Annotated in this window: 15 protein-coding genes; 9 read left to right on the top strand and 6 right to left on the bottom strand. The window is 32.9% G+C overall.

Annotation, left to right across the window (positions count from 1 at the left end):
- The first annotated feature begins 463 nt into the window (after positions 1–463).
- The gene (locus AC3ASS_RS06295) at positions 464–718 is read left to right on the top strand and encodes a phage holin family protein (protein WP_488282669.1); all 255 of its coding nucleotides are present in this window, start codon (positions 464–466) and stop codon (positions 716–718) included.
- A 152-nt stretch (positions 719–870) separates the two neighbouring features.
- On the opposite strand, the gene AC3ASS_RS06290 is transcribed toward AC3ASS_RS06295, so the two are convergent.
- From AC3ASS_RS06290 to lexA, 6 genes are all read right to left on the bottom strand, one after another.
- Positions 871–1,023 (bottom strand): hypothetical protein, encoded by a 153-nt coding sequence (locus AC3ASS_RS06290; RefSeq protein WP_488282668.1) that lies wholly within the window; start codon positions 1,021–1,023, stop codon positions 871–873.
- Between the two features lie 13 nt (positions 1,024–1,036).
- Entirely contained in the window at positions 1,037–1,333 is a 297-nt protein-coding gene (locus tag AC3ASS_RS06285) for a spore coat protein (RefSeq protein WP_488282667.1), read from the bottom strand.
- 21 nt (positions 1,334–1,354) lie between these two features.
- Positions 1,355–1,558, bottom strand: a complete 204-nt coding sequence (locus AC3ASS_RS06280; protein ID WP_488282666.1) for a hypothetical protein — start codon at positions 1,556–1,558, stop codon at positions 1,355–1,357.
- A gap of 351 nt (positions 1,559–1,909) precedes the next feature.
- The gene (locus tag AC3ASS_RS06275; protein WP_488282665.1) at positions 1,910–2,041 is read right to left on the bottom strand and encodes a hypothetical protein; all 132 of its coding nucleotides are present in this window, start codon (positions 2,039–2,041) and stop codon (positions 1,910–1,912) included.
- Positions 2,038–3,276, bottom strand: a complete 1,239-nt coding sequence (locus tag AC3ASS_RS06270) for a tetratricopeptide repeat protein (protein ID WP_488282664.1) — start codon at positions 3,274–3,276, stop codon at positions 2,038–2,040. Before AC3ASS_RS06270 ends, AC3ASS_RS06275 begins: the two co-directional genes overlap by 4 nt.
- A 307-nt stretch (positions 3,277–3,583) precedes the next feature.
- Positions 3,584–4,204, bottom strand: a complete 621-nt coding sequence (gene lexA / locus AC3ASS_RS06265; protein WP_488282663.1) for a transcriptional repressor LexA — start codon at positions 4,202–4,204, stop codon at positions 3,584–3,586.
- Positions 4,205–4,357: 153 nt separating this feature from the next.
- Between lexA and yneA the strand changes: the two genes are divergently transcribed.
- From yneA to AC3ASS_RS06225, 8 genes are all read left to right on the top strand, one after another.
- Positions 4,358–4,687: a cell division suppressor protein YneA gene (yneA, locus tag AC3ASS_RS06260; RefSeq protein ID WP_488282662.1), complete on the top strand. Its 330-nt coding sequence runs from the start codon at positions 4,358–4,360 to the stop codon at positions 4,685–4,687.
- Positions 4,687–5,355 carry a YneB family resolvase-like protein gene (locus AC3ASS_RS06255; protein ID WP_488282661.1) on the top strand — a complete coding sequence of 223 codons (669 nt, stop codon included), beginning with the start codon at positions 4,687–4,689 and terminating at the stop codon, positions 5,353–5,355. Before yneA ends, AC3ASS_RS06255 begins: the two co-directional genes overlap by 1 nt.
- 67 nt (positions 5,356–5,422) lie before the next feature.
- Positions 5,423–5,653, top strand: a complete 231-nt coding sequence (locus AC3ASS_RS06250; RefSeq protein WP_488282660.1) for a DUF896 domain-containing protein — start codon at positions 5,423–5,425, stop codon at positions 5,651–5,653.
- 195 nt (positions 5,654–5,848) lie between these two features.
- A complete protein-coding gene (tkt, locus tag AC3ASS_RS06245; RefSeq protein ID WP_488282659.1) occupies positions 5,849–7,855 on the top strand; it encodes a transketolase in 2,007 nt (668 codons plus the stop codon).
- Positions 7,856–8,079: 224 nt separating this feature from the next.
- Positions 8,080–8,514, top strand: coding sequence for a sporulation inhibitor of replication protein SirA (gene sirA, locus AC3ASS_RS06240; protein ID WP_488282658.1), 435 nt, complete (start codon positions 8,080–8,082; stop codon positions 8,512–8,514).
- A gap of 88 nt (positions 8,515–8,602) precedes the next feature.
- On the top strand, positions 8,603–8,818 hold the full coding sequence (locus AC3ASS_RS06235; protein ID WP_488282657.1) for a YneF family protein: 216 nt from the start codon (positions 8,603–8,605) through the stop codon (positions 8,816–8,818).
- Positions 8,819–8,999: 181 nt separating this feature from the next.
- A complete protein-coding gene (locus tag AC3ASS_RS06230) occupies positions 9,000–10,748 on the top strand; it encodes an ABC transporter transmembrane domain-containing protein (protein ID WP_488282656.1) in 1,749 nt (582 codons plus the stop codon).
- A gap of 4 nt (positions 10,749–10,752) precedes the next feature.
- Entirely contained in the window at positions 10,753–12,543 is a 1,791-nt protein-coding gene (locus AC3ASS_RS06225) for an ABC transporter ATP-binding protein (protein ID WP_488282655.1), read from the top strand.
- Positions 12,544–12,671: the final 128 nt, after the last annotated feature.

The raw sequence follows: 12,671 nt of genomic DNA, 5'->3' as shown, positions 1-12,671 counted from the left end.
ACCACTGGCATAAAGAGAACAGCTATTCACGGAAGTTATAAAGACTTGCGTCAATGATCTTAATTGAACCGCCGTATACGGAACCGTACGTACGGTGGTGTGAAAGGACGGGAGTTAATCGCTCCCTCCTACTCGATTGAAAAAAATTCTTCCTCGTACGACTATCTCGCATATGAGTGACGAGTTTTAACAATCACTTGTTTTACACATTTATTCACAAAATGATTTAGATAGCAAGTTTTTTCAAATTGTTAATTATACATCTTTTTCAAAATTACCAACTTAACCTACACAATTGAAACGATATTTCTAGTAAAAAATTCAGTAGGATTGTTCTAAATTAAACAAATGGTTTTAAATAAAATGGAATATTTCTAGTAGATTTTGATTATTTTTTTTATAGCCGAGTCAGCTTGTTTACGGCGTGCATAAACTAGTAAAAAATGGGGAGGGGGAGAATTCTATGGAAATTTTATCAGAATACGTTGTGGCAATAGTTGCGGCAATTTGTTTAGCTGTTGGGTATATAATCAAGAATAGTTTAGACTTTATTCCAAACAAGTATATTCCACTAATATTAGGTGTTTTAGGTGTTGTATTAAATGTTTGGATCAATAGCGGCTCATTTACACCAGAAATTTTATTAGGTGGACTAGCTTCTGGTTTAGCAAGTACAGGTGCATTTGAATTAGTTCGAAATATGAGGGATAAAAATTAACACCGTACTAGCCAAGCATAGTAAAAGAGAATGACAAATGATTTTGATAATCGCCCAAACGTTTTGGGCGATTTTTTTGTAAGTTTAAAAGTGCTGAAATTTAACTATTTGAATTAAAAATACTTTAGAAAATTTAAAACTAGAAATGCTATTTAATCAGATTTTGTTATTTTTCCATCATTTCCTTTGTCCATTCCTGTTGCTTGATTTACAGTTTGATAAACTAAATTTAAACCTTGATCCATCGCATTCATTTCACTACTTTTTTGTCCAATATTGTTCACATTCTTTTTTGATTTTTTCAAAGTATGAAGCCTCCTAAGCAAAATGGTCATCGGGATGTAAGTTGTTTTGCATGTTATCTTGAATTTTTGATATTTGGTCAACGGTTGCCACTTCTGTTTTGTACCAACCTTTTTCACTCAATAATTGAAAAAGGATAAAATGGTTTTTTGAAGCATTTGCAAAACATTGTTCGTAAATTTCGCGAAGCTCTTTATGAGCGGTTTCTAGCATGGTATTGCAAAGGCTCCTGCACCGATTCTTCTCTAAGTCTAAACAAAGTTGGACCATTTCTCGATCTGTAAGCCCTCGACCTTCTATATTGTTTGGCAAATCTCGTCACTCCTTTTTTCATTATTGAATGTTTTTAGAACGGTTAAAATATTGGGATAAATCTGCAATTTTTCTTTGATGAGTTTCAGCAAGGTCTTCAAGAATTTGACGAATGTTTCCATCTTTACATTGTGATGCACACCAATTCATCGTTTTAGCAATAATTTCTTCACCACGAATTTCATCTTCAATCAAAGTTAACTCCTTTAATGTCAGTTGATTCAAAACATCCACCTCCAACACAAAGTACATAATCGTTATATTAGTATTGATTAGAGGAGGGGGAATTATCCATATCAAAAAAGGAATTAGTTATTTGTTAAAAAATAGGTGTTGTTATAAGAGAGGAAATTGTAAAGTAAAGAATAAGTAGAGGAAAAAATAAAATTTAGATTATAAAGTGATATATATTATTAGACTATTAACAAATTTTAGTTAAAAAAATTATTTTAAAAATTATTTTATTTATAAAGTTGTAGATGATTCTTTTATTGGAATGTCTTTCTAGTTTTTTAGGCTATGATCCAAACTTACAAAGAATCTATAATAATAAAAGCCGGTACTAACCGGCTTTTATTATACATCAAATTTGATTGATCTAATTTTTGGAACTTCGATTTCATCTGCAGCTGTGTTGTTACTTGGCACGCTGTAAACTAGTGTAGCTAATGCAGCAATAACAAGAATTCCCTTCAATATTTTTTTCATAATAAAACATCCCCTTTCGATTTTTTTACTAATTTTAATTCTTTTTGATATAACTGTGCTGCTAATTTATATTTTCTATTTTTAAAATAATAAGCACTTAATTCATGATAAATTTCGTATGAATATTGTAATTGACCTCTAGACTCAAATTCATCTGCTAGCAATAATAATTTCTCTAATAAAGAAGGTATTTTTGATGAATCTAATTTAATTTCTAAAAGTAAATATTCTTTTTTATTATTTTTAATTTGTTTCTTTAATTCATTGAACTTTTCAACTTGATTAGTTGTGGTGTAGATGTCTAGAATTGACCAATAAGAACTACTTGGGTCAATGCCGAGTTTTTCTTTTAATTCGATTGATTTTTGAAAATAATCAATTGATTTTTGATAGTCTTTTTTAGATTTATAGATTACTCCTATATTATGAAGTAAACGAGTTTTTACCTCTAAAAAATTGTAGGTATTTGCTATTTCCATAGTTTTGTATGCATAATTTAAAGCAGAATCATAGTCCGATTCTTTCCAGTATATTCCTAATAATATGTTATAAGTTTCAGCGATAAATTCCCATAAATGGTTATTAAAGAATAAAAGTAATGCCTTTTCTGCATGCTGAATTGCATGAACTCTTTTGTTTAAGTGGTGAAGGATGATTAGAATATTAAATTCAATAATAGCTCTAATTTTAGTAGGTAAGTCATACCTTTTCAAAGTTTCTAAATATTTTCGACTTTGCTCGTAATTTTTTACTTCAAAATATTGAAGAGACAACAAATAGACATAACATTGATGTATGTAACTTGGATAACTGACATCACCCTCCGTTACATAGTGTTTTACTAGCGAGAAGAATTCTTCGTAAGGTTCACCAGATTTAATGAGAAAGCAAGTTTTTAATATTATAAACAGTGTTTCTTGCTCGATGTTGGATATGTAGCCTTTATGATCGATGTAATCTACGATCTCTTTTGCTTTCTTTAAATCTGTGAAAATCAGATATAGGAGTTGACGTAGTGGTTGATCAATCGATGCATCTCTTTTTTCATACCACAACAAATAATCTTCTGGAACATCGTATTTCCTCGCTAGTAATATTAGTATATCCTCTGAAGGGTAAAATCGTCCATTCTCAATATTGCTTAAATGTGTCGATGAGAGGATTCCGGCGCCTGCTTGATCGAGAGAAAGTCCCGATTTTTTTCGAAGATAAGACAATCTTTTGCCTATATGCAAAATTGTCATCCCCTTTCCATGAAAAAAAGCATATATTTTAATATAATATTAATTTTTAAAAAAATAAAATTTTTTATTAAATGGGCACTATAAAAACTACATTTTTTTACAAATATGTAAACAATTCTATATTTTTCTCGTATATTTTTCGTCATTCGATATTTAATAAAACTTTATAAATTTCTTCAACCGACAATTGCACTATTTATCCATTAATTTCCTTTGTGGTCCTATTTACCTATTAAAATGTCACATAATTTCATCAAATATGAAAAGACCATCCTTGTCGGATGGTCAAAAAAGTCCTTTAATGAATTCTTCTGTAAACTCCAATGACTTTTCCTAAAATAGATACGTTACGAACAATGATAGGATCCATGGAGGAGTTTTCTGGTTGTAGGCGAATAAAATCTTTTTCTTTAAAGAATCTTTTGACTGTTGCCTCATCGTCTTCGGTCATTGCGACAACAATATCACCGTTGTTAGCTGTTTTTTGTTGGCGAACAATGACATAATCCCCATCAAGTATCCCCGCTTCAATCATACTGTCTCCCATAATCTCTAGCATGAAGATTTGTTCGTCATGCGGTGCGAAACTTTCTGGTAGAGGAAAATATTCTTCTATATTTTCAACAGCGGTAATGGGTTGTCCTGCTGTAACTTTTCCGATAATTGGGACATTTCGTACCGGAATGGTTGGAATATTATCTTCTTCTAAATTTAATATTTCTATGGCTCTTGGTTTTGTTGGATCACGGCGAATTAAACCTTTGCTTTCCAATCTTGCTAAGTGACCATGAACCGTTGAGCTAGATGCAAGCCCCACTGCTTGGGCAATTTCTCTTACGGAAGGCGGATATCCTTTTTCACGTACTGAATCTTTAATATATTCCAATATTTCTTGTTGACGTTTAGATAATTTAGTCATATAGCACACCTCAACGACTATTAATTAACTACATTGTAGCATGTTTTGGAAATAGATACAAACATAAGTTCGAATTTTTCTGTTGACACAAACATATGTTCTGTATAAAATTAAATTATCAAACAGAACATATATTCGTATGAGGTGAAAATCATGGTAGTGAAAAAAATATGGTCAAATTTTTCTTTTGTAATTATTTTCATGCTAATTTCGTTCGTATGTTTATATATAATGATTAACCGATTTTCTATGGTCCCTACACATGAAGATTTTGTTACAATTGTAGCTGGAGATCATGAAAATTTATGGGAAATGGCTGAACAATATAAACATCTTCACAATATGGATACTGATGAATTTATTCTATGGGTAAAAAAAGAAAATCAACTACAAACTTTTCGATTAGAAAAGGGTACGGAAATTGTACTTCCTATTCAAAAAGATCATCTAGATATTCGACATCTTGCAGGTGGAAATGAATAATGAATAATCAAAGAGCAATCATCTATTGTAGAGTTAGTACTAATAAAGATACTCAAGAAACTTCATTAATTAGGCAACAAGAGGAATTAACCCATTTTGCTAAAAAATTTGGTTTTCAAATTGTTGATACGGTATTGGAAAAAGCAAGCGGATATGACTTAGATCGTGATGGGATGTTGAAAATATTATCAATGGCGAAAGACGGTAGTTTTGATATATTGCTTATACAAGATGAAACAAGACTTGGAAGAGGAAATGCTAAAATTGTTCTTTTACATTGTTTAATGAAAGAAGGAATTTCTTTATATACAATTGATCAGAACGGAGAGTTAAAATTATCTGAATCCGATTCAATGGTTTTGAAAATTGTTAGTCTCGTTGAAGAGTATCAAAGAAAAATACATAATATTAAAATTCAGCGTGGGATGAAAAAAGCAATCGAAAAAGGTTATCAACCAGAGAAAAATTTTAAAAATCGTTCTTCCTCTGGTGGTAGGGATAAAAAAGAAGTTCCCATTGATGAAATTATCCAATTGCGAAATAAAGGATTAACATTTGCGGAAATCGCTTCTACTTTAAGGGGATTTGGATACGATATTTCAAAGGCTACCGTTCATCGCCGATTTCAAGAATATGAAAGAATGAATCCATCAAGTTCAAAGCTATAAAGTTGATTCTCTAGTAATTTTCTTGTAAGATGACTTTGTCACTTCATTTAAAAGGAGAATCTTACCGATGTTATCGAAAGATAAAATAAAGAGAATTAATGAATTAGCTAAAAAAGCAAAAAATGAAGGGCTAACGATGGAAGAAGCTAAAGAACAAACAAAACTTCGGAGTGAATATTTACAAGCGTTCCGTCAATCGATGAAAAACACTCTTCAAAATGTAACGATTATTGATCCTAACGGAAATGACGTAACTCCAGACAAAATAAAACAAATGAAAAATAAGAGACTTCATTAATTTTCATTAGTTACTTTCGGCAAACGAGTCATCGTTTGCTTTTTTAATGTTGAAGAAAATATAACTATTATCGTATAAGAACCCATTTTTCATTAAAACTAATAGAGAATGAAAAAACTATACTTCTTTTATTGTCTTCATTGCTTAAGACATATATTATAGAGGAGTAAGAAAATATAGGAAGGGATGTTTCCAATGTTTGACAGTATCGATCAACTTTCTATTAATGCAATACGTACTTTATCTATTGATGCCATTGAAAAAGCTAAATCCGGACATCCTGGAATGCCAATGGGTGCTGCTCCGATGGCATATACGTTATGGACAAGATTTATGAATCACAACCCAAAAAACCCAAGTTGGTTTAACCGTGATCGCTTCGTTTTATCTGCTGGACATGGATCGATGTTACTTTATAGCTTATTACATTTATCCGGCTATGACTTAACGATGGATGATATTAAAAATTTCCGTCAATGGCAAAGCCGTACTCCTGGACATCCAGAATATGGTCATACACCTGGTGTTGAAGCAACTACAGGTCCTTTAGGTCAAGGGATTGCAATGGCTGTAGGAATGGCTATGGCTGAACGACATCTTGCAACTGTTTATAACAAAGATGATTTGAATATTATCGATCATTTTACATACAGCATTTGCGGAGATGGCGATTTAATGGAAGGAGTTTCAGCAGAAGCTGCTTCTTTAGCTGCACATTTAAAACTTGGACGTCTTATCGTATTATATGATTCTAATGATATCTCTTTAGATGGGGATTTAAATAAAGCATTTTCTGAAAGTGTAGAAATGCGTTTTAAAGCATATGGATGGCAATACATACGAGTGGAGGATGGAAACAGCTTAGAAGAAATCGCAAAAGCCATCGAACTTGCGAAACAAGACTTAAATCGTCCGACACTCATTGAAGTAAAAACTGTAATTGGTTATGGTTCTCCTAACAAGGCAGGAAAATCTGCGGTTCATGGTGCTCCACTAGGGGCTGAAGAATTAAAATTAACAAAAGAATATTATCAATGGACTTTCGAAGAAGATTTCCATGTACCAAATGAAGTCTATGATCGTTTCCGTGAACTAGTACAAGTTCAAGGTGAGAAAAAAGAACAAGAATGGAATGAATTATTTAAACAATATGAAACCAAATATCCTGAATTAGCGAAACAGCTAAAATTAGCTATTAGCGGGGAACTTCCAGAAGGATGGGATCAAGATTTACCTGTCTATGAGGAAGGAAAATCTTTAGCTAGCCGTGCATCTAGTGGAGAGTCGATCAATGCACTTGCTAAAAATGTTCCTTATTTAATTGGAGGTTCAGCAGATTTAGCAAGTTCTAATAATACGATGATTAAAGAATCCGGAGATTTTCTACCGAATTCTTATGAAGGTAGAAATATTTGGTTTGGTGTAAGAGAATTTGCGATGGGTGCAGCAATGAATGGAATGGCTCTTCATGGAGGCGTCCGTGTATTTGGTGGTACATTCTTTGTATTCTCAGATTATTTACGCCCAGCTATACGTCTAGCTGCATTAATGAATTTACCAGTTACGTACGTGTTTACCCATGATAGTATTGCTGTAGGGGAAGACGGACCAACACATGAACCTATAGAGCAATTACCTTCATTACGTGCAATGCCAAATTTAACAGTCATTCGTCCAGCTGATGGTAACGAAACAGTTGCTGCATGGAGAGTGGCAATGACTTCAAAAGATCGCCCAACGGCACTAGTACTTACAAGACAAGGATTGCCTACCATTGAGGGTACAAACGAAATGGCAAAAGAAGGAGTAGAACGAGGAGCCTATATCATTTCCAAATCTCAAAAAGAAACTCCGGAAGCCGTTTTATTAGCATCAGGTTCCGAAGTGCATTTAGCTGTTCAAGCTCAAAAAGTGTTGCTAGAGGAAGGTATTGATGTTTCTGTTGTAAGTATGCCTTCATGGGATCGTTTTGAGAAACAAGATCAGTCTTATAAAGACAAAGTCATACCACCTCATGTTCGTAAACGCTTAGCAATTGAAATGGCGGCGTCACTTGGTTGGGAACGTTATGTTGGACTAGATGGAGACGTATTAGCGATCGATCGATTTGGTGCATCCGCTCCAGGTAATAAAGTTATGGAAGAATACGGATTCACTGTTGAAAACATCGTGAAAAAAGTAAAAGAATTACTTTCAAAATAAGACGTATAAATTAAAGCTTGCCAATATTATAAGGCAAGCTTTAATTTTTTTGTAAATATTCTATAAATTCCGAATAAATCGTTATCTTTTTGGCGAGCTTTATGTATAATTAAAAAAAGAAGATTCGACAAAAGAAACGAAAGATTTTTTCATATATTGACAAGTTCCGTAACAAGAAATTTTTATAATGGGAGTAACGGATGATTATTAAGGGGGGGACGTGGTTGAGGGTATATGAATTGTATTTAATTGAAGACTTCGTTGCCAAATATTTTTACGGTCGTGAAAGAATTTTCTTCAACCTTTTCAAAGAATATAAGCAATCTACTGGTGAGTTTAAAAATATTTTAAAAAAACAAATAGATTACATTACAAAACCGATTCCAACTTTACGGATACATACACAATTAATGTCCCAATTACAAAAAAGAAAAGATTATGAAGTTAAAAATGGTATATACTATATTTGCGGAAAAAGTGGACAGGCTCAACTGCAAATTAAAGAAAATTTATTGTTCATTGAATCAAATGGAACTTTTGAAGCGGAAATGGTATTTATAGAAGCTTTGCGGAAGACGGAATATAATTTTTTTGCCTCTGATACAGAACATTTTCGTTATGGATGGCTAAAACCTCTAAAGAAACGAAAACTCATATAAATTCATAACAAAAATTTTTTCAAATATTGTATAATGGACAATGGTTTAGTACACTGTATGGTAGACAACATGAAGGAGGAAATAATCTATGTGGGAACTTATTCTAGTCGGTGTTCTGGCTTTGTTAGCTGGGGTCGCACTAGGATTTTTCATCGCTCGTAAATATATGATGAGCTACTTAAAGAAAAATCCACCAATTAACGAACAAATGTTAAAAGTTATGATGATGCAAATGGGAATGAAACCATCGCAAAAGAAAATCAATCAAATGATGAATGCGATGAACAAACAAAACTTAAAATAATTTTTCATAAAAAATCGCCTTTCTTTATCCACGTTGGGCTAGGAGGGTGATTTTTTATTTTTCCTCCATCGAAAGTTGTAGAAAAATTCATTCTTTGTATCTAATTAATAATCTTTCTTATTATTATAATTTTTGGTAAACTATAAAAAGTTTTTATATTCATTAATTGTGGGGGACCGACATGAGAGTATTCATCGATTTATTATGGTTTTTTAAGCAAGAAAAAAAATCTTACATTGCAGGGACTATTTTTTTATTACTTGTCGCCATCTTAACATTAATACCACCTAAAATTATTGGGATTATTGCTGACCATATAGCAGAGCGCACATTAACTTGGGGAATATTATTTTTCTGGCTAGGTGTTTTAGTTGTTGCTGGACTTAGTATGTATGTGCTGAGATATTATTGGAGAATTATGATTTTTGGTTCTTCCGTCAAACTAGCAAAACAATTAAGAAATCGTTTATACGAACATTTTACGAATATGAGTCAATCGTTTTATCAAAGAAAGCGAATCGGTGACTTAATGGCCCATGCAACTAACGACCTTCAAGCGATTCAGCAAGTAGCCGGTTCTGGTGTACTTACACTTGTTGATTCATTAGCTACTGGTGGATTTGTCATCATAGCGATGGCAACCACAATTAGTTGGAAATTAACATTAATATGTTTAATCCCTATGCCTTTCATGGCGATTTTAACCAATTGGTACGGAACCCTTCTTCATAAACGTTTTCATCATGCTCAAGCTGCCTTTTCTTCATTAAATGATAAAGCACAGGAGAGTATTACAGGAATTAAGGTCATAAAAACGTTCGGACAGGAAAAAGAAGATATAGAATCTTTCAAACAATTATCAGACGATGTGGTGAGAAAAAATATTTCTGTTGCGAAAGTAGATTCATTATTCGATCCTACCATATCTATCATTATTGGAATTTCCTATTTCCTTGCGGTTGCGTTTGGTGCCGTATATGTTGTTAATGATGAGTTAACTATTGGACAGTTAATTTCTTTTACATCGTATTTAGGTTTGCTCATTTGGCCAATGCTTGCGTTTGGTTGGTTATTTAATATCGTAGAACGAGGAAGTGCATCTTACGATCGTGTTTCAGCGCTTCTAGCTGAAGTACCAGATATAGTGGATGTTCCGGAAGCTAAAGATGAAATGCCAAAAGGGGATATTCGATATCGTATTCATTCATTTACGTATCCTAATGAGACTACACCTGTTTTGAAAGATATTCATTTTACGGTAAAACGTGGATGGACATTAGGAATTGTTGGAAAAACAGGTGCTGGAAAAACAACATTGTTAAAATTGTTGACAAGAGAATTTGAAGGGTATGATGGTGACATTTCAATCAATGACCTACCTATCCAATTTTATCAATTACATGCTTTAAGAAAAGCGATTGGTTATGTGCCACAAGATCACTTTTTATTTTCCGCGACAGTAAAAGAAAATATAGCTTTTGCCCATCCAAATGCAACGGATGAACAAATCTTTGAAGCAGCTAAAATAGCCAATATCCATGATGATATTTTACAGTTTACCGATGGTTATCAAACTGTTGTTGGAGAAAGAGGAGTCTCTTTATCTGGAGGACAAAAACAAAGGATTTCCATTGCTCGTGCCATTTTGATGGATCCTGAAATTTTAGTGTTAGATGATTCATTATCTGCTGTAGATGCGAAAACGGAAGAAGCAATTTTACGAGCGTTAAAAGAAAACCGTGAAGGCAAAACAACGATTATTACAGCCCATCGACTTAGTGCTATACAACATGCCGACTTAATTATCGTCATGGATCAAGGAAAGATAAGTGAAAGAGGGACTCATGAAGAATTGATGAAGATGGATGGCTGGTACCGTGATATGTTCTTACGCCAGCAACTTGAATCACTCGTAGAACACGGAGGATAATATTATGGATAAACAAACGATGGCGATGACTGGAAAAGAACAGAGGAAAATTTTATTTCGTTTATTATCTTATACAAAACCCCATCTAAAATTAATATTTTTTGCTTTTGCTTTACTTCTATTAACAACCGTTGGGGATGTTTTAGGGCCCATTATCATAAAAGTTTTTATTGATGATCATTTAGCCCCTAGAAATTTTGATGTACAACCAATCATTGTATTAGCAGCGGCATTTCTTATCATTCAAGTTGGAAATGTCATCATTAGTTATTTTCAACTATTAAAATTCCAAGAAATCGCATTGAAAATTATTCAACAAATGAGAATTGACGTTTTTTCAAAAGTTCAAGAATTAGGAATGAAATATTTTGATAAAACACCGGCAGGAAGTATTGTTTCTAGAGTCACCAATGATACAGAAGCTATTAAAGATATGTTTGTAACGGTGATTGCAACATTTATCCAAAGTGCCTTTTTGCTTATCGGAATTTTCGTGTCGATGTTTATATTGAATTCTAAACTAGCCTTATTCTGTTTAGTTTTATTGCCAATTATTTTTATGATTATGAGAACATATCGGAAATATAGTTCGATTTTTTATCAAGATTTATGGGAACGCTTAAGTCAATTAAATGCTAAATTAAACGAATCGTTACAAGGTATGGGAATTATTCAAGTCTTTAGACAAGAAAAACGTTTAAGAGAAGAATTTGAAGAAATCAATGAAAAACATTATAAAGCTGGGATGCGAAACATTAAAATGGACGGATTATTATTGCGCCCAGCAATCGATCTTGTCTACACATTAGCCATAATCATCGTATTAAGTTTCTTCGGAATTACATCGCTGAATGAACCGATAGAAATTGGAGTACTATTTGCCTTTGTCAGCTATTTAGATCGATTTTTCGAACCTGTGAATAATGTGATGCAGCGATTAAGTTTATATCAACAAGCCATTGTTGCTTCTTCTCGAGTATTTAAACTTCTAGATGAAAAAGAAGTATCACCAAAACCGAACAATCCTAAACCTATCTCCATTGAACATGGAGAAATTGAATTTAAAAATGTTTCGTTTTCTTATGATGGAAAACAAAAGGTATTAAAAAATATATCGTTTAAAGCAAAACCTGGGGAAACGGTAGCGTTAGTTGGTCATACCGGAAGCGGAAAAAGTTCCATTATCAATTTATTAATGAGGTTTTATGAATTTTTCGAAGGTGACATTCTCATTGATGGACAATCGATCAAACAATATCCGATGGAAGAATTAAGGACGAAAATGGGGTTAGTATTGCAAGATCCGTTTATGTTTTATGGCACAATCAAAGATAATATTCGACTTCACAACCAATCCATTTCCGATGAAAAAATTGTTGAAGCGGCTAAATTTGTCCAAGCGCATTCTTTTATAGAAAAATTGCCTCAAAAATATGATTCAAAAGTTACGGAAAGAGGATCAACGTTTTCTAGTGGTCAGCGACAACTTATAGCGTTTGCCAGAACAATAGCAACGAATCCAAAAATTTTAGTGTTGGATGAGGCAACTGCAAATATTGATACAGAAACAGAAGAAGCGATTCAAATAGCATTAGAAAAAATGAGAAAAGGAAGAACGACTATTGCGATTGCCCATCGATTATCAACGATTCAAGATGCTGACTTAATATTAGTGTTGCATAAAGGAGAAATTGTTGAACGAGGGACTCATCAAGAACTACTCGCAAAAGGTGGTTTATATCATAAAATGTATTTATTGCAAAACGGTGAAAAACTCTCTAATATCGTTATGTAATATAATGGTTTATTCGGTTCAAATCGTTTAGGTTTGAACCACTTTTTTTCTTAAAAGTTTTTAAAAGATTGATTTATGGACTGATTTTAAGATATCACTTCACAAAACCTTCACGATCTACTTGTTCT

This window comes from Bacillus sp. JST-5, assembly GCF_057747715.1.
Note: the sequence above shows the minus strand (reverse complement) of the source record. Positions and strands in the feature narration are given on the sequence as shown.